Consider the following 21174-nt stretch of genomic DNA (forward strand, 5'->3'; position numbering starts at 1 on the left):
AGCTGGCCCTCAGGGAATCCAAGGCGTAGCCGGAGCAAAAGGTGATAAAGGGGATATTGGACCACAAGGGACAGCTGCAGATGAATCAAACATCGTTCATATTAATGGAACTGAAACTTTGGGGGCTGGAGTAAAAACATTCAGTGATAAAATAATAGTTAGAAACCAAGCAGACTTTGTAGCAGGTGCAAAATTACTAACTGACCGCATAGAGCCTAGTTCGTTGTTTGGTTCTATTGGCATCTACAAAGCTGTTTTAACTAATTCAACAGTTCCTACCCCTGAAGCTGCTTCTAACAATAAAGAAATTCCTAATACCGAGTGGACAAATAATAAGATTGCTGAAACTATAACCAATATGTTTGAATCCGGTACATGGGGTCCTCAAATTACGCCTCAACAATATGTGAATCGCATATCAATTGATCAAGCATCTTATACAAGAATAGGAAAAATAGTTAATGTTACTGGTCAATTCTCGTTTTTAAATACAGCTCAGGGAAATTTAGATTTTAGTCTGGAAATTCCTCCTATTACCGGGATACCGTTTAACAATTTGACTACTGGTGTAGCTGTCCTCAATACATATACATCTCGTACTACTGGACAGGAAGTTGTTGGACAAGCAGCAAGGATAGATGTAGATTATAACTCGAATCGACCACATTTTCGTTTGGACAATTTTGGGGGAACTCTTTCAGATGTTCGAATAACATATCAATTCACCGTAATTCTTCGATAGTTATGAAACAAATACTTATCGTCACAAGCTTGATTTTTTTGGGATTTGCCGCTAAGGCCCAAAATGCGAGTGTAATAAACAGCTCGGGAAAAAGTGCAAAAATGGATACATTCATCCATGATTACAACGTGGGGGAAATCGTTGTATCAACAATCCTAGCAGAACCAGAATATGTAACTCAGGGCTTTCTACAACCAATGATATTCTGGAGCGATGTTACTAAAGATTACCGGATAAAATTAATAAACAACTACATCAGTCCAAATGGTGATGGGAAAAATGATTTCTTAGTTTTTGAGGGATTAGAAAATTTTAAAGTGAATAAGTTAATTATTGTAGACAGGGCCGGAAGGATGATTTTTTCTAAAATAAATTACAAAAATGATTGGGATGGCCGGTTGAATGGTAAGGATTTATCAGAAGACACCTATTACTGGATTTTGGAATATGGTGATAATAATAAGTTAAAAGGTTTTGTTAGCATAACCCATGATGGACAATAAGAAAAAAACAATTGTAAAAGTGATTGTTGTAGCAACAGCACTTATACTCATCACGATCATTGAGGCATATGCACAACTCAATCCATTGAGTAGTATTTATTATCAAAATGAATATTTGATCAATCCAGCATTAGTAGGAGAGGACCAAAGAACTAATTTCAATTTTTCTTTAAAAAAGCAGTGGATAAATACTGAAGGCAGTCCTTCAATGCAGGCAATTTCGGTAGACTATGGATTATCAGAAAAAACTGGGATAGGGATATCAATCACAAATGAAAAAGCAGGATTGATACAACGGTCAAAAGCTTTAGCATCATTTGCTTATCGCCTACCAGTGTCATACAATGAGGATATTTTAAGTGTAGGAATGGGAGCTGGAATATATTACGAAGCATTGGATTGGGAAAAATTTAAAGGAGACAATACAGACCTAAGTTTCGCAAACTTTAATAATCGCCCAGCCTACCTTGATGCTGATATTGGGATAGCTTACCAAAATGACGGCTTAAAGCTACAGGTCGCAATACCTAATGTAAAAAGATTCCTGGTCAGGGATTTGAAGCGATCAATAATAAACAGATCCACGTTTTATTCATCGATAAGTTATAGATATACTTATGATTATAGTGAATGGTTTGATTTTATTGAAGGGAGGGCAGCCTATCGTGGAGTAGAAGGGTATAAAGGAATATTTGACATAGGATTGAATATTAACTTTCTCGGAGGAGATTTGATTTTAAACTCTATGTATCACAGTTCGAAGAGCATAACAATAGGTGGAGGAACAATTATAAACAAGAGTTTGCAGATGATCCTGTACTATAGTACTGGAACATCAATGATTCAAAACTATAACAATGGTGAATTTGAAATAGGTATTAAGTATTCGATATTCGGAAGCAGAGGGTACGAATCAGGAGCAAATAAAGACAGGTTTTAAATATGGGAAAGTTTAGGGTATTTTTCGTGACATTAACGATTATAAGCATATTTGCATCAATAGATGTTGAAGGACAAACATATATAGGAGGTGTCGGTACTTATAATCTTTCTGGTTTTGGAATCGGGTTTCAAGTTGCCATAAAGGAAAACAATAAAATAAGTTATCAGACCAGGTTGATGGACAACTGGGGAAATAAAAATAAAATAGCTTATCAGACTTATGAATTTGGAGCGGGCATAAGCTATAAAATTTTTAAGTTGGAAGATGAATTAAGCCTTTTAATTGGGGCTTCTCCAATAGTATCATATCAGCGTCAATCGGACGAAGATAGCAATATACTACAGCAATTTAATTATGGAGGAAATGCCAGTCTAACGGTAAATATAAACACCGCAAATAATTCAATTTTCGGCATAACGCTTAGTAAAGCTATATACGGAAAACATTTTATTGCAGTTGAAGATATAAGATTAGGAATAGCTTATAGTTTCTATTAGGATAAAAGGGGAAAAGGATCAAATCCAGCTCCCCTCTTGTTTTCAAACCCATAGCTTTAACTATGGACTATAAAAGTATATAATTTTATTGAAATTTAATACAACTTGTAACATCTACCCACTCCTGATTAGCTCTTTTTACCATAGCGTTATGAATGCTTATTGTTATTGCAGAAGGTAGGTTATTTAAAATTCGGACCAATTCTAAAGCTTTGAAGATATTTTCGGCAGATACTTGAAATTGTCCGTGGTTTGCTAATTCGATAATGTAAATGTTCTGGTTATTCTTCTCACTATTCATGGCTTTGTTTTTTTGCAAGTTTAAATTCCAATACAAATTGTCAAGGGCCTTTCCAGGTTCATATATCCTTTACAATAATCATGGATTAAGGATTAACTTAGCATTATAAAACAGAACCCATGGAGGTCAACGGGGATCATGTATGTCAGAATGAGGATATCATCAAATTTTAAGGCTCTCAAAATCAACCATGTATTTTTATTTTTGTCAATTTAAATTTATTTTTGTCAATTTTACATTTTTTTTATTACATTTGTTGAAAGAGAGCGTTAATTAAGAATAAGGGGGCGATATTTAGTTATTGCTCCCTTTTCTTTTACAAGAACAGATATAAAGTTTTATTTTTATCATTTTTTATTTATTAATATAAATTTTTGTACATTTGAAACGTAATATCATAAGAGAGATGTTAGGGATAGACAACGAAGGGCAATAGGATTATTGCCCTTTGCCTTTTATACTATTCTAAGATGATGTATTTCGATATTACATCATCATACACATCACGAAAATGTGCGGATCTGTAACGGAAAATACTCTTTATACGTAATGAGATTCGGGATATTGTTTAGCATACCAAAACAATTCATCAAGAAAATAAACCTTTTTATACAGAAAATTGAGCTTTTCGTAACATTCGGACACTGCTTTTATGTAAAGAAATATCTTTGCATGATACAGTTATGGCCTTTTGTAAACTTAGGTAGGATAAGAATAAAACTACAAAGGCTAATTATTATTATGAGACGCACGCAGAATAAAGTATCACTAATTGGTTTTGTAGGTAAGGAACCAAATTTTAGTTATGTAGGAGATAGCAAAATTCCTTTCGCCGCATTTTCTTTGATTACCCACGATTTGATTAAAGTAGAGGATGTTAAGACCGCTAATACAATTAATATAAAATCGAAGGATAATTTCCACAAAGTAGTATGTTGGCGAAAAAATGCTGAACTGGTAAATGATTATCTTAAAACAAAGGCATATATATATGTCGAAGGCAGCATTTCAACAAATGAATATAGAGATGGTAGAAATATTTTACAAAGATCTGTAGAAATTAATGCTGAAAAAATCATTTTTCTAGACAAGGGCCGCTCAATCGATGCAATGTTGGAAACAGCAGTCCCAGATCCCGGATAGTGTTAATTAATAAAGGAGAAGTTGGCTAGGTAGGAACTACCCAACTTTTCCAATATTAGAGCGCTTCGGTATTTTAAAGAACCAAATTTATTACTAAAACTTTGATCAACGCTTATCACAGTTATGCTTAGATGTAGGTATCTTCCGCTAAAGTCACTAATCTTTCATCTTGATTAAAAATATTAGGGTAGAAAGGTATATTTCCTACATAGAACATGGCAATTTCTACAAAAGGTTGATGCTTTCAATTAATATTTCTAGTTGATTCGTGAGCTGTAATCTGGTTCCCTAATGTCGTCCTTAATATAATATTTAAGGGTATCGCAATTTTCGAAACGAAAGTGTCACCAACGGTTCTGAAGCTAGCATTGACTTCATGGCCATAGGCAAAGTGTAATCTTTCTCTTATGTTTTTCAACCCAGAATTTAATGACGTAGACGACTTGGGTTTAAGATTTAAAGCATTTATAGTTTCTAATACTATATTACTTTCCTCTATTCTGGCAGAAATATATATCCCAATTTCCTGATTGGAAACATTTCCATGCTTGAATACATTTTCAACTAAAGTTATTAAGACCAGGGGAATAAAGGGTGTTTTTTTGACCTCATCCGAAATATCAATAATTATGTTTAATTCCATGTTTTTTCTCAATTGATAGAGATAAACTAGTTTTTCTACCTGTTCTACTTCTTCACCTAATAAAATAAATTCTTTCTGTTCATTATTGTCAACCGCATACCTCATCATATCTGATAAAGTCAGGATAGCTTCTGAGGCATTTGGCGAATTAATACTGATATTTTGATAAACGTAATCTAATGTGTTAAATAGAAAATGAGGATTTATTTGTGCTTTTAGAAAATCATTATGAGCTTTGGAAAGTGCTCTTTGCATTCTTTCCTGATTAATTATCAGAAGTAACCTTTCTTTTTCCAAACCTTCCTTCAAATTACGTTCCCTCAAATATGTTGCTAGGAAATAATACGCCGTAGAAAAACCCAGGATATAGATGCAGCGGTAAATAACTTGAAATGCATACCGCCAATTCAATACTGCTACACTGTTGGCTGGGGCTATTTTATAATACATCAGTAACTGATCAAGATAAAAGTTGGAAACTATATAAACTGAAACAGCGAAAGTTAAAATTAATGGTAGTCGCCAGATACTTTTAATGTTGTTTGCTAACGCCCATTTTAACAGAATATTAGAATGAGTATAAAACAGTAAAATTATCAATATATAATGTGATAAATAAGAGACTGGATGGCCAAATTTTCCCACATATAACCCTATTACCCCTATTTCATATATCATAAATAAAGACCAAACAAGTAGGTGTATTCGGTTTTTATAAATCCATCGTGAAATACTTTTATTCATGTTATTATTGGTTTATAAGTAGAAATGGATGGGTATGGTGTAAGAACTTTTAACCACGCGTACTAGCTGGTTAGTTTTCATGAAAAAAATCATGAAACAATCAAAAATCATCCTGAGTCCAAAAAAATTATTTGTTTTTAAATCATTAAAAAGAATTACAAAGCCTAACGACAATTATCCTAGCGATCCTACAGATCAAACTACTGTTACAATTACTAGCACTGCTACAAGTGGTATTCTAATTTTCGGTTAATTGGGTAATAAGACCAGATATCAGGAGCTCTTGCGTCTGGTCTTTAATAATTTAGCATCTATAAGTTCATTAAAAGATTTGCGATAGTATTCACCAACCGTAATTACAACGCCATTACTCATTTTTACCGAGTTTCCTGATATCGATTCGATATGTTCTTTTGCAATTATAAAGCTTCGCTGAAACTGAACAAATCCATTTTGTTCATTTAATATTTTTGCTATCTCTGATAGGGTCATATATGTTGTAATGCTTTTATTCAATACATGAATCTGTATATAATTGACTTTGCTTTCCACAGCAATAATATCACGAATATTAACTTTTATAAGTTTTAGATTTTCTTCTTTACTCTTTACTAAGACGAAATTATCGATATCGTGAGTATCGCCAGGCGCTTTATTCTTTTTTGGAAAGAGCTTACTAATTGTTGATATAAATTTGGTTAATGAATAAGGCTTAAGCAAGAATGCATTAGCTTCTATCTGAAAGGCTTCGTAAGCATATTTGCTATGTGCTGTGGTAAAAACAAGTTTATCTGTTTTTTTTCGTATTTCATTGGCAAGCTCAATACCTGTAATACCTGGCATATCAACATCGAGCAAAACTAGATCCAAATGTTGACCTGCAGAGATTTCTATTAAAGCCTTGACGGGATCTGTGTAAGTTGCAATTACTTCTAACTCCGACATTGATTCGATATGTTTTAGTAAGCCTTCAATTGCATGAGGCTCATCATCCACTATAATACACTTGTACATATTCCAATTTTATTGAAAACTAAAGATACTTTTTTGAATCTGTTCTCAATAGTTTTTATAGATGTTTTACTGAATTTGGCAATTTCGGTAACGAAAATGAGCCATTTTATAAAGAATTTCAATCGATCTGTGTAAAACACTTGCATTAAACTTACAAGCATGTATTTTAGAATATCGCAAAAACAGTGAGAAAGTAATACGGCTGAATAAAAGTCTTTCATTAAATTCCTCTAGAAAGAGAATTTAACTTTAATCAAAAATATTATGAAAGAAATCATAGAACAACAGAAAGTAAAAGCTTTTATAAAAAAGGTCGAGATTGAATGGCGAAACGAAATCGCTTCAATTGAGGTATTAACTGACAATGTAAGTTTTAATGTTTACCTGCAACTTGATATTCCTGCTAATGAAGTGCAAAATCTACTTCTGCCAAAGATTTATATGTTCGTGGATTTTGAGACATTGATAACATTACATTTTATAGATAGTAATTTTAACTCTATTTCTTTAAAGATGAGTAAAGACAAAAGAAAATATGATTAAAATTAAATCTTATTTATCAATTGGTTTAGGTTGTCACCTATTTCACTTTAATAATATCATCCCAAGAATTTGTATAATCCGGGGTTAAAAAACTCCTTCTCATATCCCATTTTTTTACTAACCCTTCGCTGGCCAGCCGTATTGTTCCTTTTCCATAATAACTATTAAGATTGTCCAAAACCTGACTTACCTTATTATTACGATCATTATAGGACTTAAAAAAATTTAGCTGTACTTCATTTTCGGGAATCAGTCCGGTAGCGCTTACTTCAACTTTTTGGAATTTAAAGCCCTTTCTGAAAATCTTTTTAAGCCCACGGAGGGCAGCTTTGATTAGATCAGGTGTGTTGTTAACGGGATGATCCAAAGCAATAGTAATGCTTGGGAATGCCTGTGGCAGATCCTTCCTAAACATATTTGTCAATAGCCTTACCGAAAGAACATTGGTACAGAGTTTTTCTCGTCTAAGTTTAAATGCTAATCTCGATGCATAATTCGAAGTTGCTTCTTGCAGTTCTTGGTAATCATCAGTTAATTTACCGAATGCCCGGCTTGTACACATTCCCTTTTTTGGTTCGAAGTAAGTTTTCATGTTTAAACAACTTTCGCCGCGTAATTCACGCCACATTCTTACCCCTACAATGGACATATTTTTATTGACCCACTCTATAGGCATCTTTCGGAATTTCTCTGCAGTATCTATTTTTAGTGAGATTAATTTAGCCGCATATTGCCGACCGATGCCCCAGACATCCTCTACAGGATAATCAGATAAAGCTAGGTCGATTTTATCTGCTGTATCGAGCAGGCATACGCCGTTTCCTTTTTTAGCAAGTTTATTGGCTAGCTTTGCCAAGGTTTTCGTAGGTGCAGCGCCCACACTTACCGGTATTCCGGTATTTTTTATAATCGTTTTCCTTATTTTCGTCATGTATTTTGCTATATCATCAAAACCATCAAGTTTTAGAAAACATTCATCGATGCTATAAACTTCAACCTCCGGACTGAATCTAGCAAGATTATTCATTACCCTTTCACTCATATCCCCGTAAAGTGCATAATGACTGCTAAAAACAATAATTTTTTTTTCGATGATCATTTCTTTAAGTTCAAAGAATGGGGTTCCCATTTTGATACCTAAAGCTTTGGCCTCGTTGCTCCGGGCAATTACACATCCATCATTATTACTTAGGACTATTACCGGTGAAGTCCTATGTTCAGGCATCCATACTCTATGGCAGCTTGCATAAAAATTATTACAGTCTACCAGGCCGAACATATTTTGATTTTTCTTGTGGTACACAATGCCAGGTAACGGCACCAAAAATTTCGACATTCCGCCCAGTTATATTAAGTGGTGGCTTTTGTTTTGAAGCATATAAATAAATTTGATCATCTTTTCTGACTAAAAACCGATTTAACCATTCTCCCTCAACATTGCAAATTATCATCGTTCCATTATGGACGATTTTAGACCGATCTACGATTAAAAGTGTGCCCTTTGTGATACCATAATCCTGCATTTCATTGTTTTCAGCCTCAAAATAAAAAGTATTAATAGGGTCTTTTACAAGGCGCTGCACAATGTGAAGCCTCCTTTCCTTATAGTCTTCTGCCGGGCTGATAAAGCCACTCACCTTACCTGCGTTTGCCAAAGGCTCTTGTTCTTCATTACGTGGTACATCTAACTCTCTTAACATATAGCAAAATTTTAATACAAAATAATGCTAATATTTTTAGCATTCCAAAATAAGTTATACATTTGTATAGATTAAAGGGCTAACCCTTTAAAAACAAGCACTTAGCTTTTAAACTAATTACTAACAAAAAAGGTTATTAACTAAAAGAAAGATTATGCATTATACACACTTTACCATATATCCGGCAGATACCATGATTCCGCAATTATGCCGGGTAGATATGGACGATGAAACATATTTTATAACAATTGATGGTAAAACCCTGGGCTGGATGGAACGTGATTACAGCGTTGATTTTGGGTTTACCACAGATAATCCGGAAATCCAGGCGTTAATGCCGGACTTATTGGTAAAATTAAAAGAAGTCAAAAAAAGAAAGGACTTTGGGGAGATGGTTAAGACCGTTTGGGGAGAAAATATCATCAGTACTAAATTTATCGATGATGAAAAACTCCTGGTCATCGTCCATATTGACACAGATCTTGATGAATTTGGAAATGTTGTCCGGGACATTGTATTGGATTATGTAGAATTTGAAGAACACCTGGATTTAATATTAAAAAAAGAAAATACCCAAGAAACGTTCGAGGTTGGAATAAATTAATATAAAATGGAAATGATTACAGTTGAACATGCTGAAGAGCTTATAACCTACTTCAATGAAAATGTACTTTCAAGTGAGTTTGAAGGGAAAGGCGCAGATTACGTTTTAAGAGTTAAAGTGAAAAACAATGTAGACATTGAGAAGTTAACAAAAGGTGGTGAATTTGCCTGGTATGATAAGGGGGAATACCCTGATAATTTTAAGGCTATAATAACTACAAAAGATGGTAAACTAACATCATCATTTGATTATGTCGGCACCGCAGATATCGTTCCTGGTATGGAAATCGATGAATACGATGCGCTTATCGATTTTAAAGATTTTTGGGCGGACGATGTGGCTAAGAAGTTTAATAAGGAAAAAGAAGTAGAATTTATTGTACAGGACGGGATCGATGTAATGAAGGCCTCTAAGCTTATTTTCGACTATATAAACGAAAGTACAAAGCTAGGATCAGATATAACGATAATCTTAATCGATTCGATGGGGGAGAGAACAAATTTATTTGTACCGGCAAACACAAATAAAATGTAAATTTAGGCATGTGTTATACAGCAACCCAAACCAGTAAGGCATACGAATACCAGGATTATTATGGTGCCTCGATGGCACGATTGGAAGATATAGAAATTATGCAGACCTGGTATAAGGCGGATGGATTTGCACATCCTAAGTTATTGGTCTTACTTGATCACGATGGAAATAGAGAGCTTGAATTACAACAATGGGGATTGATGCCCAGTTGGAATTTGACTTTAACAGAAATGCTTAAAAAAGCAAAGGGTAATTTAAATGCCAGGGCCGAAACGATCAGGGATCTAAAGTCATTTAAAAATTCGATCAAGTCTAAAAGATGTATTATTCCTGTAAATAGCTTTTTTGAATATAAGCATATTGGAGAAGGGAAGGAAAAACAGAAGTTGCCTTTCTTAATCCACCCAGTAAATCACCCTTGTTTTAATTTAGCTGGGATATATAGCCACTATTTAAACCCAGAAACTAAACAGTGGTTAACAACATTTGCTATCGTTACTGAACCCGCAAATAAATTTATGGCAGATATACATAATAGTGCGAAAAGAATGCCTTTAATGCTGTCAAATAATTTGATTAGTGATTGGATTAACCCTAATACTTCAGAAGCAAAAATTGACGAAATCATGCGTTATTCGTGTGATGATTCATATTTATCTGCTTACAGGATAAGAAGAGACTTGAAAACGGCAGAAAACGATGAAAGTGTATTGTTACCAGTAGCTGCATAAAAGAGACTATGGAAAATATTATCAGACTATTCAGGCAAGCCATATTAAAGGAAGATCATTCGGAGGAAAGTGGAATTCCACTGGCAGCATCAAAGAAGACATCATCAAAAGTAAATTAGATCTGGTTGCAAAAACTTAAAATTTCTTTCTATCTTAGCATTGTGGGGGTGAGAGCCCACAATCAATATTTATATTGAGAGCGTTAATTTAGATTAAGCAGGCGCATTTATTTGTGCTTGCGTTTTTTGTTAATCATTTTTTCCCTTTATTGTTATGACAATAGAAGATCCAAAAGCCAAAATCCCAGCTACTTAAAATTATCTCTATTTTCAATCGGAGAAAAAGCAGAAACGGGTAAGAACTCTCTAGATGAAATACCCTAATGATCCGCGAGTAAATTAATATGATTAAGATTATATTTTGATCTATGGGATTGGTTTTCTATTTGTTGAATAATGCTTTTATCCACTCCTAATATGAAACCGATATCCTCCTGGGTTAACTTTTTCTCTAGCCTTGTTTTTAATACAAATTCCACCACAAACTGTTCCACCGAAGTCAACTTTTTTCCCATACTGCAACAAAAGAAAAAAAATATCAAGCAATTAAACTATATGTATGGTGAGGATATAATACCGAAATTTGTATATTTAGTAATATTGTAAAAACTATGAAAAGTGATAGTTCACTATTAGAAAGGATTACCATTGTTAAGGGATTAATGGCAAGCATGGCTACTATCAGAGCCCAGAGATTCACTGTTGCAGATGTAATAGAGATGTTGGAATCTGGTATGAGCAAAGAACAGATTCTAGAAGAGCATCCCGTTTTAGAAGCTGATGATATAGATGCTTCACTTATTTATGCAAAAGATAACGATATTTATAAACGCCATTTTCCACTAGATAAGCTATAGTAGCGACTAAAGGGAAAGAAGGATTATAAGTCATCTTTTGCTTTCCCTCTTAACATGTCGCCATTGCATTATCAAGGTAAGATAACTTCACAAAGCAGTCAGTGCCTTTTATGCGCAATTGATGTTTCTACACGACCTAATTAAATGTAAACCGTAATTACTTACATTTAAGTATTCTCCACCGCTGGGTATTTGTTCATTTAAACTGTAGTGTGCAAAACAAATTGTGACAACTGTCTAAAACAAAATGTGGCGTCCAAAAAGTTATTTTTCTAATAAGCATTGTTATTAAAGCATATAGTTCACCATCAAATAGCTACAAGTGTCTAAAACAATATGTGACAAACAGTTAATTTAAAATGGTAATAAAACAAATTATGAGGGAATTTCTTAAAAAACGGTGGTATTATGAGATTCTGAAATTCATATGGAACTGAAACAATTCTATCAGGACTAATTTCTCAAAAACTTGTATCACAAAACAAAGTTTGTTAAATTTACAGAAGAACGTTTTATTGATACAATAATGAAGATCGGATACGCCAGGGTTTCTACTAAAGAACAAAATTTAAATTTGCAAATTGAAGCGCTAGAAAAGGCTGGATGTGAAATCATTTTTAGGGAAACAATTTCTGGAGCAACAAAGGTTCGCCCGGAACTTGATAAAATGATTGGGCAGTTTCGAAAAGGTGATGAATTGGTAGTTTGGAAATTGGACCGTTTGGGAAGAAGCTTAAAACATATAATTGATTTAGTCCTAGGTTTGAGTGAAGACGGAATTATTATAAAAGGTTTAACTGATGGGGTTGATACTTCAACAATTAACGGTAGGCTTTTTTTAAATATAATGGCTTCATTAGCTGAGTATGAAAGAGAACTGATCAGAGAGAGAACTAAGGCAGGTTTAGAATCTGCAAGGGCAAGAGGAAGAATGGGTGGTAGACCAAAAGGTTTCACCAAAGACACGATTTCTAAATTATTGGTGATGCGTTCAGTTTACAAGGATATGGATAAAACACCGGAGCAAATTTATAAAGGACTTCAATTAACCAAAGCAACATTCTATCGCTATGCTAAAATTTTAGACACCCACACAAACGAGGAAATAAAAAAACTTCAGAAGAAATAAAAAATGTATACATGTCTGTAGTAATGGTTTTGCATTAGCGAATAGTTAGAAGATGTTTCCTCATTTAGGTTCTTTATTTTTTGATAATTAGCTATTTAATAGGTTTTATACTTTTTGCATAATGCTATCCTTGGCACATCTTAGATTGCCATAGTAATAAAATTAGATTATCTTAGGTTTTTCAAGTCTCTCAACGTTAAGATTAAATTCTATTTATGATTTATTATCACTTCACACAAACTTTTCTAGGTCAGATCCGTAACAATCAAAAAATTTTGGACGTTTTAGAAAACTTTTTTCAAGAAAACATTGACAAAAATTCGATCAAAGGTATTGGAAAAATAAGTCCTTTTACAAAAAGTATTTATGTTCTGAGGAGTAAAGCACCGTATTTTGAAGCTATTCTTGAAGAAAGAACCTTAATGCATAAAGAAAATAAGTTAATCGTGTATTTTGTTCGGGCTCTTAAAAATGTTAAAAATAGTCTTCAAGAATATGTTGATATCAGAGATGGAAAGTGGACAGAAAAACGGCCTTTTGATATAGAAGATGAAGAAAGTTTTTTAAAAAAGCTTGATAATATTGATAGTAATACTTCCCACCTAAGCAAAATACCAGAAGAACTAACTAGCTGGCAAAATGATTATCAGCTTAAAATTACATATGACATATATGAATCTGATCTATGGGTGAATTATGCTGTTAATAATTCACCAAAAGATGGAATGAGGCTTGAAGACAGTAAATTATTTCTAAATCTGCTTAGAAAAATTGTTGTACAAAAGCACAAGGGTAGAATACTAAATGAAACAGGGCGTACAACATATTTTGGTTTTAAAGATCTCGATTTTAATATAGAATTACTTTATATAGAAACCTTGGTATCTGGGAAATCATATATAATCATTTTTGGTGGATCACATTTAAATGATCAGGTTGACTATAACTCTCTCTTAAATTCCAAATTCACGGAGCTTTTTTATACTGAATTTAAGACTTTGCAAGATATCAGCCAATTTTGTCTAAAAGCTTATCCAAGCTGGACATTAAAGGAAGATGAACTATGGCTAAAAATACAAAAGAATAGTGAATTTGGTAACTTATCGTTACTACCAGAGCAAACTAGCTTCCTAGAAAACTTTAAATTTCCAAAATACATTAATGGACAAGCTGGCAGTGGCAAGTCGACAATTTTATACTACCTTTTCTCTAATATATATTACTTCATGTGTGCTGGTGAAATAAAAGGTGATATAGTATTTATTACGGAGAATGAAAAACTTTTGAACCATACAATTGATTCGGTTTACGACTTAGTCCTAAATAACCCAGAATTTCAGCTTTCAAGTGAAGATGCTGATTTGATAAATTTAAAGAAACACTTCCATTCCTTCAAAAACTTTTTACGCTCCTTCCTCCCAAGTTCAGATTTATTCAGTGATGAAACATATTTGGATTTCTCTAAGTTTAAATCTTTATATGAGGCATCCGCTATAAATAATTCATTAAAACGTCGTTTTTCAGCTGAGATAATTTGGTTTACAATAACTACTTACATCTACGGATTAGAGCTAAATGACAAGCTTACAATAGATAATTACGATGAAAAGATGCCTAAGGAGGGAAAGGAAATTATTTCAAAGGATGATTTCGCGATTATAGAGAAAGAAATCTTGAAACCTTTCTACGACAAATTAATACTGGAAGATCAGTTATGGAATAAGATTACTCTTATTAAATATTTGAAAGATAATAAACTTATTGACAAAAAATTTGAAGTAATATTTTGTGACGAGTCGCAAGATTTTAGTAAAATTGAATTAGAATTTATAATTTCACTCTCTAGGTATTCGGGCTATAATCTTGAAGGTGTAAATCAATTTCCAATAGTATTTGCAGGCGATGCTTTACAAACAGTCAACCCCACGGGGTTTCGGTCTGAAGTATTGACTTCAATGATATACAAAAGTCTCACCAATCCGTTGGTAGGCTTTAACCTAAACCAAAGAGACCTCGTTTTTACTCCAGAATACAATTATAGATCTTCTCCGACTATTGTTGCGATTTCAAATGTAGTTCAAAACTGGAGAAAAATTGATCTCAAAGAAGATATAAAGGAATTTCAAAAACCAAAACGCAAAAACAGTTATCTAAACCAAAATCTTAACATTTTCGTTGATATTGATGCATTTCAGAATAGTGAAGAGTTAAAACAGAAAATTCAATTCAAAACTATTATAGTTCCAGTAAATAATGAAGAGATAGGTGCATTTAAGGAAAGACACACTGTACTAAAGGATTTTAAAAATATTATTTCTGCTATCGATGCAAAGGGGCTTGATTTTTCAGAGGTTGTAATTTTCGGTTTTGGCCAATTATTTTCAGAAAACGATTATGGTATTTATGAGAAAAAATATTTTTATAATAAGCTTTATGTTGCCGTTACCAGGACACGAGACGAGCTTATTATAATTGATTCTAAAAAAGCTAAATCTGACTTTTGGGACGTTATAATAACTAGTTTCATATCTACAGAATGGAATAAAATCAATCATGGACTGAGTAGTGTAGATGATTTATTAATTACAAATAGTAATAGTATAATTCAAAGCAAAAATACTATTGTCGAAGACGACGCAAAAATACAAAAAGAAATTGGTTGGGTAAATAGAAATGTTCCGCTCTTAAGAATTGCATCAAATCACTTTTTAAAAATTGGAAACTATGAAGAATATTTCTTTTGTCTCGGTTTAATATCAGAAGTCAATGAAGATTATTTAAAAGCATCTGAATACTATTTAAATAAAGAACTTATTACCAATCTCGAGGCTAAAAAACGCGCTCTTTATTCACTATGGAACGGAAAATATTTCGAAAAGATCAAGAACATAGTAAGCATTGATGGTCTTGAAAAGAAAATACTTGATTCTCTTTATTCTGTGATCTTAATAAAAGACGGAATATTTGATGAACCTGATATTTCACTTTTTGAGGATAATTTGAAAGCATTAGTTGAAGTCAGAAAGAACACCATCTGGGTAGAAGAATTTAAGGATCTTTTTCTAAACAACATAAAACTCGATTTTCAAAGAGATTTGCACTATAGAATCTTTGAGATTTTAAACTTGGTATTTAAAGAGTATATAAATAATGAAGAGAAAGAGGAAGTAGCTGACATTTTATCAACTAATGGGCAACATAGTTATGCAATTAGCATCTACGATAAGCTAGGAATCAAAGGAATTAAATATTATAGATCATTAGCTGAAATTGCGAAAAAACGAAGAAAACATGAAGAATATATACTTAGTTTAGGCAAGATTCTTTACGAAGATTTTGCAAAAAACAAGCTAGAACAAATAAATAAAGGAGAAATAGCAGAGGAAATATTATTTTACTATTTAGAAAACGACTTGGAATCAAACCTTGATTCAGACGACCCATATTATTATGCATATATTCTACTTAGTATGTTATATAGTAGTCGAAAAAACACTTTTGATGGCTTGAATGAATACGAACAAGTTATTGCCTACTTCTCTCTTCATGAGAGAGAGGAAGAACTTCTATCTTTCTTTTATTATCTACTTCAGGAACCAGAATTTACCAATATAATATATAACCGAACTATAAATGATTGGTCTAGGTTATATATAAAATTATATGGTATAGAGGAATTAAATCTTGAGTATGAAATACTATGCAAAATTAAAGATGTTCCTTACATTCCATTTTTCGGGTCGGGCTTAGATCATGAACAAAACCATATAACTAGTATCAATGTCCGTAATTTTAAACATTTTGAATACTTAGAAGTCGTAAATATTGGGTTAATAAATCTCGTTGTCGGGGACAATAACATTGGTAAAACATCAATTCTTGAAATGTTCTTAATATCACCGGATGCTGAACAGTACTATAAAAGATTACTATACTGTTATATTGAAAGATCGAAGATAATCCCTGATAAAAAAATAAATTCGGAGAAAATAGAATATGTATATGAAATTGATCAAGACTTCCTCATTGATTATTTACCAAATCAAAGTTTACTAAATCCAGTATTTGAGGTATTGTCAGGGCGTAGGATTAGTAAATTAAATATAATGATCGATGAAGGGCAAGAAGTCGAAAAAGGATTTACCGCTTTGAATTTTACTAAGATAAAAAAACGAAATGAATCTCTGCCTTACAATGAGACCTTAAACCAGCCATTTTACTCATATGGGAAAGGTTATGGAAAAGATTTATCATTGTTTTACGATGAGTATATTCGAAAAGATAGAACCTTAGAAATGGAATTTTTGGAGAACTTAAGCCTTTTTATTCCAAAAATAGAAAAAGTCATGATAACCGCAGATGGATGGATTAGTATTAGAGTAATGGATTCAAATTTAGACAAATCACTTCATAGCTTTGGAGATGGGGCGAATAAGCTTTTCCGAATTCTACTATTATTAACTGTACATAAAGGTAAAATGGTTTTGATTGACGAAATTGATTCTGGAATACATTTTAGTAGATTTAAAAGGTTTTGGGAAATAATAATCAATATCGCTACTAAAGATAATACGCAAGTGATAGCGTCAACTCATAACTTAGAATGTATCAATTTTTTTGCTGCCGCATTGTCAGATGATAATAATGAGAAAGCTAGAGTCATTCAGCTTTTGCGAACGAATAGGTTAAAAGCAACTACATACGATTATCATAATTTTAAGTTTGCATTGGAAGATAATTTTGAACTTAGAGGATAAATGATGCTTAATATATTTTGTGAAGGGATTGGTGATCAATTATTTATTGCTGATTTCATTGAGAGCCATTTTCCAATAATTCTGGAAAGGACATACGAGAAGTTTAATAATGATAAAGTTCTTGTTATCAAAAATGCTACTATAGAAATTATTCCAATTAATGGATGTAAACAAATTAATAAACTTGTAATAAAAGATCTTTTTGTTAATAATACAGAGAGAGGTGGGAAAAATCTCTTAATTTTTGATGCCGACTACACAGGCATAAATGGTAATAACGGTTTTACTAACTGTAACACCATGATAGAGAATTTAAAAAAACATCCGACTCAGCCTATCGAATTTATTCATTTTCTTTGGCCTGACAATAAGAATGATGGACTTTTTGAGAATCTTCTTGAAAAATTAATTCCAAATGATAAGATTGAGATAGTGAGGTGTATTGAATCTAATCTTGAATGTTTAACCGTTCTAAAACATATCCATGATATTAAGGTACCTGGAATTAAAGAAAAAATTAGTTCATACCTCCATTTATTTTCACAATCCACCAAAGTTATGGATCGAAGTTACAAATCAATTTTTTGGAATTTAAGTCTTGAAAACTGTAATGAACTATTAGACCTAAAGATTTTCTTTGAACAAAATTTACCAAAACCGTATTAATTCACTTTTACTCTTGGTATGTGAGCTCCTTTCTGGGGAGGTTAGGCTGGATTATTAAAGAATAAACTTTGTCTCACAAAACGAACCTTAAATAGTCAGCTTTATAAAAATGAAATTATGAATGATACACAATGATGGAAGCAATATTTACCCTTATCGGCGTTGTCTTAGGAGCAATACTTACATGGCTGCAAACTTATTTGACCAAAAAAGGAGAGACTAAAAAAAACGCAAAATACTTGGCAATAAGGATAATACCGATCTTAAATCAATACTTACAAGTCTGTATTGATGTAGTTAAAGATGACGGATTGTATAACGGACAAAGAACTAATGACGGATGTCTAGAGCCGCAGATAAAAACTCCTAGTGCGCCAGCTTATCCAAACGATGTCGATTGGAAAAGTATCGATGATGACATAATGTTTAAGCTGATTTCGTTCCCATCTCAAATTGCTGATGGAAACCAGAATATTAAATTTGCTTGGGAAATTACCGGCCCGCCCGATTATGACGAATGGTTCGATGAAAGAATATTTTATTACACCCAGTTTGGCTTGATAGCTTATAGGTTGTCGGAGGCTTTATCAATAAAGTATGGAATAAAAATGAAAACTTATGATCATTGGGATCCTATTGAGTATTTAAAAAAAGAGTTAGAAGCAGCTTCGGAGCGGCGACATTTAGGAAAAGAAGCAATTGAAAAAATAATTAACGATATTCTAGGATAATCGATGGATTCATATATTACAATAAGTGAAATTAAGATATTAAAAGGCCCGGATAGATTATTAAGAATGAGAGTTTTGATATCTCAATGTTGGGATATGGAAATTGAATTATTTTTAGTGGCCACACTTGCTGAAGCCTTAATCTATAAACATCATAATCTCTCGGTTGATTTTCCAGTAAAAGATCTTCTTGAGATAATGCCGAAAGGTGCAGGCGAATTTTTCAAGGGTAAGGTAGGCATTGATTTCTTCTTTCGTGTTAAAGGGCCCAGTGTATTTGAAGTAAGATATTATACAGAGGAGTTAGAAACGGTTAGGGCAATTGTAACTGCAAATTCTGTTTTAGACCTCCATGAAAAAGATCTACATAAATATGAAAATAAGTATACTATTCACGATTTGCGGAATGGAACGCAACTTCCACCGATAAATAAAGTACTTAATTATATAAAAGGGAGTAAAGAATCTCAATAAACGTAATTATAAATATTTAATCTCAAATAATGTGAAACTAAAACAAGAGGGTAAAACTGGAACAAATGGATTAGATTACTTCGATATTTGTACTGACGATTTCAAAGAACAATTTGGATACATTGCAAAAAAAAATAGGCTGTGGAAATTGTACATTAGACTAAATGGAGAAAAATTCTATTACTCAGGATCGTTTATCGGATGTATTAAAAAGGCTGGTGAGTTAGCTGGCGCCGAATTCAATTAAATCTCAAAAACGGACATTAACCTGGTGCCGGTTGCCAGCTGCTCCTGATCAGATCCGTAAGGAACCAGGTTAAGAAGTAAAGTCCGGAGCAAATTAAAAATCTCAATAAACGATAGAAAAATTATCTTCCAAAGAATGAAAAATAAAAAATTTGTGATCCTAGGGCTAATATGGCTAGTTACCTTTGCTGCAGCTGTTATTTATTTACTCTTTATGAATAATCAACTTGGAATTGAAGGTTACAATAAAGCTGTTAATAATTTAGTGTTCATATTAAAAATAATAGCTTTTTTAATTGTAATAGTGATTTTTGGATTTATTCTTTATGCCTGTTATATACATAAAACGAAGAATAAGGTTTAATAAATAAACCCATCAGGGTACGAACTCAGTTTCCGGATTGGAGCCGGCCTTAAGAAAGCCGATGGAACAACTTGGTTTTGACGGTAGTCTCGGGGTCCTTTCGTTTACGAGATATGTAAACGAAAAGCATGATTGTGGAATGGATGAATACGTGAAAGGACTAATGGGAGAAGAGGATTTTTATACCTACAAAAAAACCTTGATTGACCTAAAACCTGAATAACTAATTAAATATGAAATACCAATATCAGCCATTATCCAAAACTTCTGCGATTATTGAAATTAATCCAGAAACAGATATAGAAATCAAACTCTTGAAGGACATTGACCGTAGCAATCCTGATCACGAGTTTACACTACATTACTATTATGAGAGCGCACTGCAATCCCGGAACGGAGCAGCTGTATTATTAAGTATTGATCGATTTATCCAATATCCAACCAAAGGGGTAATTTCATTTAAAGTTGTTACTGGTTTAGGTGGATAAAATGAAATTAACTATGGAACCAATAAAGATTTTTATGATGATTGCCTCTTTTATATTGGTTTATTACCTAGTAACATGTTTTATTAAATGGTACAACGGTGAAACCAAGTCCGAGGTGTTCAATATTTTCTACTCCATGAAAAACGCCTACCTAAAAAACCGTGATGTCGAAGACAAAAAAAAGAATGAGTAATTTTCCTCTATAATGATACTATAATATCTGGTAAAGGGTTGTGATTTAAGGCCTCAATAGTCATTCAAAAAACGAAAAATTACAGTTTGATTTCGGTTAACCTTTTTCATATTTATCGTTATATTTGTATTCTTATTAAGCAAGGATACAAATGGTGAAAATGAAAGCAGGATATGTAATGACTCAGTCCGAAAGAGATAGTTTTAACAGGGACAATGCCAGGCCGAGAAAAAAAACTGGCAGGGTTGATTACTACTTTAAACCTGCAGGGACATACCCTGCTAGAATATATGTATTTATGCATGCCGAGATGTGGCGTGACAGGAATAGAAGGCCAATGGGACTGGCTTTTAGCCATCCCTTTCTCAGCAGACCTATGAATTCTGAAGAAATAGAATACCACCATTTTGACTTTAGACTATGTTATCATCAGTATGAAAATTGGGATAGGCTACTTTTCGCTGAACTGCAGGAATGTGATCTATTGGATGTGGAGACTTACTGGGAAGGGCAACGCTTCCACCGAAAATTAGCTAAATTTAGCAAAATGATAAATTATCGGCTTTAA

The 21174-nt window shown here is 32.9% G+C and carries 24 protein-coding genes; 20 read left to right on the forward strand and 4 right to left on the reverse strand.

What is annotated here, in order from left to right; all coding sequences use genetic code 11:
- From U859_RS30680 to U859_RS0125275, 5 genes are all read left to right on the forward strand, one after another.
- On the forward strand, positions 1-742 hold a 742-nt coding region (locus tag U859_RS30680), incomplete at its 5' end, for a hypothetical protein (protein ID WP_037505816.1).
- 2 nt (positions 743-744) lie between these two features.
- Positions 745-1245 carry a gliding motility-associated C-terminal domain-containing protein gene (locus U859_RS0125255; RefSeq protein WP_025146038.1) on the forward strand — a complete coding sequence of 167 codons (501 nt, stop codon included), beginning with the start codon at positions 745-747 and terminating at the stop codon, positions 1243-1245.
- The gene (locus U859_RS0125260) at positions 1232-2185 is read left to right on the forward strand and encodes a PorP/SprF family type IX secretion system membrane protein (protein ID WP_025146039.1); all 954 of its coding nucleotides are present in this window, start codon (positions 1232-1234) and stop codon (positions 2183-2185) included. The genes U859_RS0125255 and U859_RS0125260 overlap by 14 nt, the downstream gene beginning before the upstream one ends.
- A gap of 2 nt (positions 2186-2187) precedes the next feature.
- On the forward strand, positions 2188-2685 hold the full coding sequence (locus U859_RS0125265) for a hypothetical protein (protein ID WP_025146040.1): 498 nt from the start codon (positions 2188-2190) through the stop codon (positions 2683-2685).
- A gap of 1042 nt (positions 2686-3727) precedes the next feature.
- Complete coding sequence (locus U859_RS0125275) at positions 3728-4129, forward strand: single-stranded DNA-binding protein (protein WP_162800040.1); 402 nt, start codon at positions 3728-3730, stop codon at positions 4127-4129.
- A 244-nt stretch (positions 4130-4373) separates the two neighbouring features.
- Here the strand turns inward: U859_RS0125275 and U859_RS31350 are convergent, their stop codons facing one another.
- Complete coding sequence (locus U859_RS31350) at positions 4374-5516, reverse strand: sensor histidine kinase (protein ID WP_084153154.1); 1143 nt, start codon at positions 5514-5516, stop codon at positions 4374-4376.
- A 91-nt stretch (positions 5517-5607) separates the two neighbouring features.
- Between U859_RS31350 and U859_RS32095 the strand changes: the two genes are divergently transcribed.
- Positions 5608-5769, forward strand: a complete 162-nt coding sequence (locus U859_RS32095; protein ID WP_162800041.1) for a hypothetical protein — start codon at positions 5608-5610, stop codon at positions 5767-5769.
- 20 nt (positions 5770-5789) lie between these two features.
- On the opposite strand, the gene U859_RS0125290 is transcribed toward U859_RS32095, so the two are convergent.
- Entirely contained in the window at positions 5790-6530 is a 741-nt protein-coding gene (locus U859_RS0125290; protein ID WP_025146044.1) for a LytR/AlgR family response regulator transcription factor, read from the reverse strand.
- A gap of 264 nt (positions 6531-6794) precedes the next feature.
- Between U859_RS0125290 and U859_RS0125300 the strand changes: the two genes are divergently transcribed.
- Positions 6795-7073, forward strand: a complete 279-nt coding sequence (locus U859_RS0125300; RefSeq protein WP_025146046.1) for a hypothetical protein — start codon at positions 6795-6797, stop codon at positions 7071-7073.
- A gap of 37 nt (positions 7074-7110) precedes the next feature.
- Here U859_RS0125300 and U859_RS0125305 read toward each other — a convergent pair whose 3' ends face one another.
- Entirely contained in the window at positions 7111-8409 is a 1299-nt protein-coding gene (locus tag U859_RS0125305) for a Y-family DNA polymerase (protein WP_205314443.1), read from the reverse strand.
- Entirely contained in the window at positions 8330-8773 is a 444-nt protein-coding gene (locus U859_RS0125310) for a LexA family protein (RefSeq protein WP_025146048.1), read from the reverse strand. The genes U859_RS0125305 and U859_RS0125310 overlap by 80 nt, the downstream gene beginning before the upstream one ends.
- 154 nt (positions 8774-8927) lie before the next feature.
- On the opposite strand from U859_RS0125310, the gene U859_RS0125315 reads away from it, so the two are divergent.
- The 13 genes from U859_RS0125315 to U859_RS0125390 all read left to right on the forward strand — a co-directional run bounded on the left by U859_RS0125315 (position 8928) and on the right by U859_RS0125390 (position 21174).
- Positions 8928-9377, forward strand: a complete 450-nt coding sequence (locus U859_RS0125315; RefSeq protein ID WP_025146049.1) for a hypothetical protein — start codon at positions 8928-8930, stop codon at positions 9375-9377.
- Positions 9378-9383: 6 nt separating this feature from the next.
- A complete protein-coding gene (locus tag U859_RS0125320) occupies positions 9384-9911 on the forward strand; it encodes a hypothetical protein (protein WP_025146050.1) in 528 nt (175 codons plus the stop codon).
- Between the two features lie 8 nt (positions 9912-9919).
- A complete protein-coding gene (locus U859_RS0125325; RefSeq protein WP_025146051.1) occupies positions 9920-10642 on the forward strand; it encodes an SOS response-associated peptidase in 723 nt (240 codons plus the stop codon).
- A gap of 670 nt (positions 10643-11312) precedes the next feature.
- Positions 11313-11558, forward strand: coding sequence for a DUF433 domain-containing protein (locus U859_RS0125335; protein ID WP_025146052.1), 246 nt, complete (start codon positions 11313-11315; stop codon positions 11556-11558).
- Between the two features lie 469 nt (positions 11559-12027).
- Complete coding sequence (locus U859_RS0125340) at positions 12028-12687, forward strand: recombinase family protein (RefSeq protein WP_316931589.1); 660 nt, start codon at positions 12028-12030, stop codon at positions 12685-12687.
- Between the two features lie 215 nt (positions 12688-12902).
- Positions 12903-17444, forward strand: coding sequence for an AAA family ATPase (locus U859_RS0125345; RefSeq protein WP_025146054.1), 4542 nt, complete (start codon positions 12903-12905; stop codon positions 17442-17444).
- Complete coding sequence (locus U859_RS0125350) at positions 17445-18110, forward strand: DUF3226 domain-containing protein (RefSeq protein WP_025146055.1); 666 nt, start codon at positions 17445-17447, stop codon at positions 18108-18110.
- Positions 18111-18241: 131 nt separating this feature from the next.
- Entirely contained in the window at positions 18242-18841 is a 600-nt protein-coding gene (locus U859_RS0125355) for a hypothetical protein (protein WP_025146056.1), read from the forward strand.
- A gap of 3 nt (positions 18842-18844) precedes the next feature.
- Complete coding sequence (locus U859_RS0125360) at positions 18845-19315, forward strand: hypothetical protein (protein WP_025146057.1); 471 nt, start codon at positions 18845-18847, stop codon at positions 19313-19315.
- Between the two features lie 31 nt (positions 19316-19346).
- Positions 19347-19562, forward strand: coding sequence for a hypothetical protein (locus U859_RS0125365; RefSeq protein WP_025146058.1), 216 nt, complete (start codon positions 19347-19349; stop codon positions 19560-19562).
- Between the two features lie 135 nt (positions 19563-19697).
- Positions 19698-19925: a hypothetical protein gene (locus tag U859_RS0125370; RefSeq protein WP_025146059.1), complete on the forward strand. Its 228-nt coding sequence runs from the start codon at positions 19698-19700 to the stop codon at positions 19923-19925.
- Positions 19926-20158: 233 nt separating this feature from the next.
- A complete protein-coding gene (locus U859_RS0125380) occupies positions 20159-20413 on the forward strand; it encodes a hypothetical protein (RefSeq protein ID WP_025146060.1) in 255 nt (84 codons plus the stop codon).
- Positions 20414-20766: 353 nt separating this feature from the next.
- Positions 20767-21174 (forward strand): hypothetical protein, encoded by a 408-nt coding sequence (locus U859_RS0125390; RefSeq protein WP_162800042.1) that lies wholly within the window; start codon positions 20767-20769, stop codon positions 21172-21174.

Source organism: Pedobacter jeongneungensis (genome assembly GCF_000633455.1).
Taxonomy (GTDB): Bacteria; Bacteroidota; Bacteroidia; order Sphingobacteriales; family Sphingobacteriaceae; genus Pedobacter; species Pedobacter jeongneungensis_A.

Bases quoted from the DNA above. Each gene is read 5' to 3' on its own strand.
- U859_RS0125255 (WP_025146038.1), top strand. From the start codon at position 745: ATGAAACAAATACTTATCGTCACAAGCTTGATTTTTTTGGGATTTGCC.
- U859_RS0125260 (WP_025146039.1), top strand. From the start codon at position 1,232: ATGATGGACAATAAGAAAAAAACAATTGTAAAAGTGATTGTTGTAGCA.
- U859_RS0125265 (WP_025146040.1), top strand. From the start codon at position 2,188: ATGGGAAAGTTTAGGGTATTTTTCGTGACATTAACGATTATAAGCATA.
- U859_RS0125275 (WP_162800040.1), top strand. From the start codon at position 3,728: ATGAGACGCACGCAGAATAAAGTATCACTAATTGGTTTTGTAGGTAAG.
- U859_RS31350 (WP_084153154.1), bottom strand. From the start codon at position 5,516: ATGAATAAAAGTATTTCACGATGGATTTATAAAAACCGAATACACCTA.
- U859_RS32095 (WP_162800041.1), top strand. From the start codon at position 5,608: ATGAAACAATCAAAAATCATCCTGAGTCCAAAAAAATTATTTGTTTTT.
- U859_RS0125290 (WP_025146044.1), bottom strand. From the start codon at position 6,530: ATGTACAAGTGTATTATAGTGGATGATGAGCCTCATGCAATTGAAGGC.
- U859_RS0125300 (WP_025146046.1), top strand. From the start codon at position 6,795: ATGAAAGAAATCATAGAACAACAGAAAGTAAAAGCTTTTATAAAAAAG.
- U859_RS0125305 (WP_205314443.1), bottom strand. From the start codon at position 8,409: ATGTCGAAATTTTTGGTGCCGTTACCTGGCATTGTGTACCACAAGAAA.
- U859_RS0125310 (WP_025146048.1), bottom strand. From the start codon at position 8,773: ATGTTAAGAGAGTTAGATGTACCACGTAATGAAGAACAAGAGCCTTTG.
- U859_RS0125315 (WP_025146049.1), top strand. From the start codon at position 8,928: ATGCATTATACACACTTTACCATATATCCGGCAGATACCATGATTCCG.
- U859_RS0125320 (WP_025146050.1), top strand. From the start codon at position 9,384: ATGGAAATGATTACAGTTGAACATGCTGAAGAGCTTATAACCTACTTC.
- U859_RS0125325 (WP_025146051.1), top strand. From the start codon at position 9,920: ATGTGTTATACAGCAACCCAAACCAGTAAGGCATACGAATACCAGGAT.
- U859_RS0125335 (WP_025146052.1), top strand. From the start codon at position 11,313: ATGAAAAGTGATAGTTCACTATTAGAAAGGATTACCATTGTTAAGGGA.
- U859_RS0125345 (WP_025146054.1), top strand. From the start codon at position 12,903: ATGATTTATTATCACTTCACACAAACTTTTCTAGGTCAGATCCGTAAC.
- U859_RS0125350 (WP_025146055.1), top strand. From the start codon at position 17,445: ATGATGCTTAATATATTTTGTGAAGGGATTGGTGATCAATTATTTATT.
- U859_RS0125355 (WP_025146056.1), top strand. From the start codon at position 18,242: ATGATGGAAGCAATATTTACCCTTATCGGCGTTGTCTTAGGAGCAATA.
- U859_RS0125360 (WP_025146057.1), top strand. From the start codon at position 18,845: ATGGATTCATATATTACAATAAGTGAAATTAAGATATTAAAAGGCCCG.
- U859_RS0125370 (WP_025146059.1), top strand. From the start codon at position 19,698: ATGAAAAATAAAAAATTTGTGATCCTAGGGCTAATATGGCTAGTTACC.
- U859_RS0125380 (WP_025146060.1), top strand. From the start codon at position 20,159: ATGAAATACCAATATCAGCCATTATCCAAAACTTCTGCGATTATTGAA.
- U859_RS0125390 (WP_162800042.1), top strand. From the start codon at position 20,767: ATGAAAGCAGGATATGTAATGACTCAGTCCGAAAGAGATAGTTTTAAC.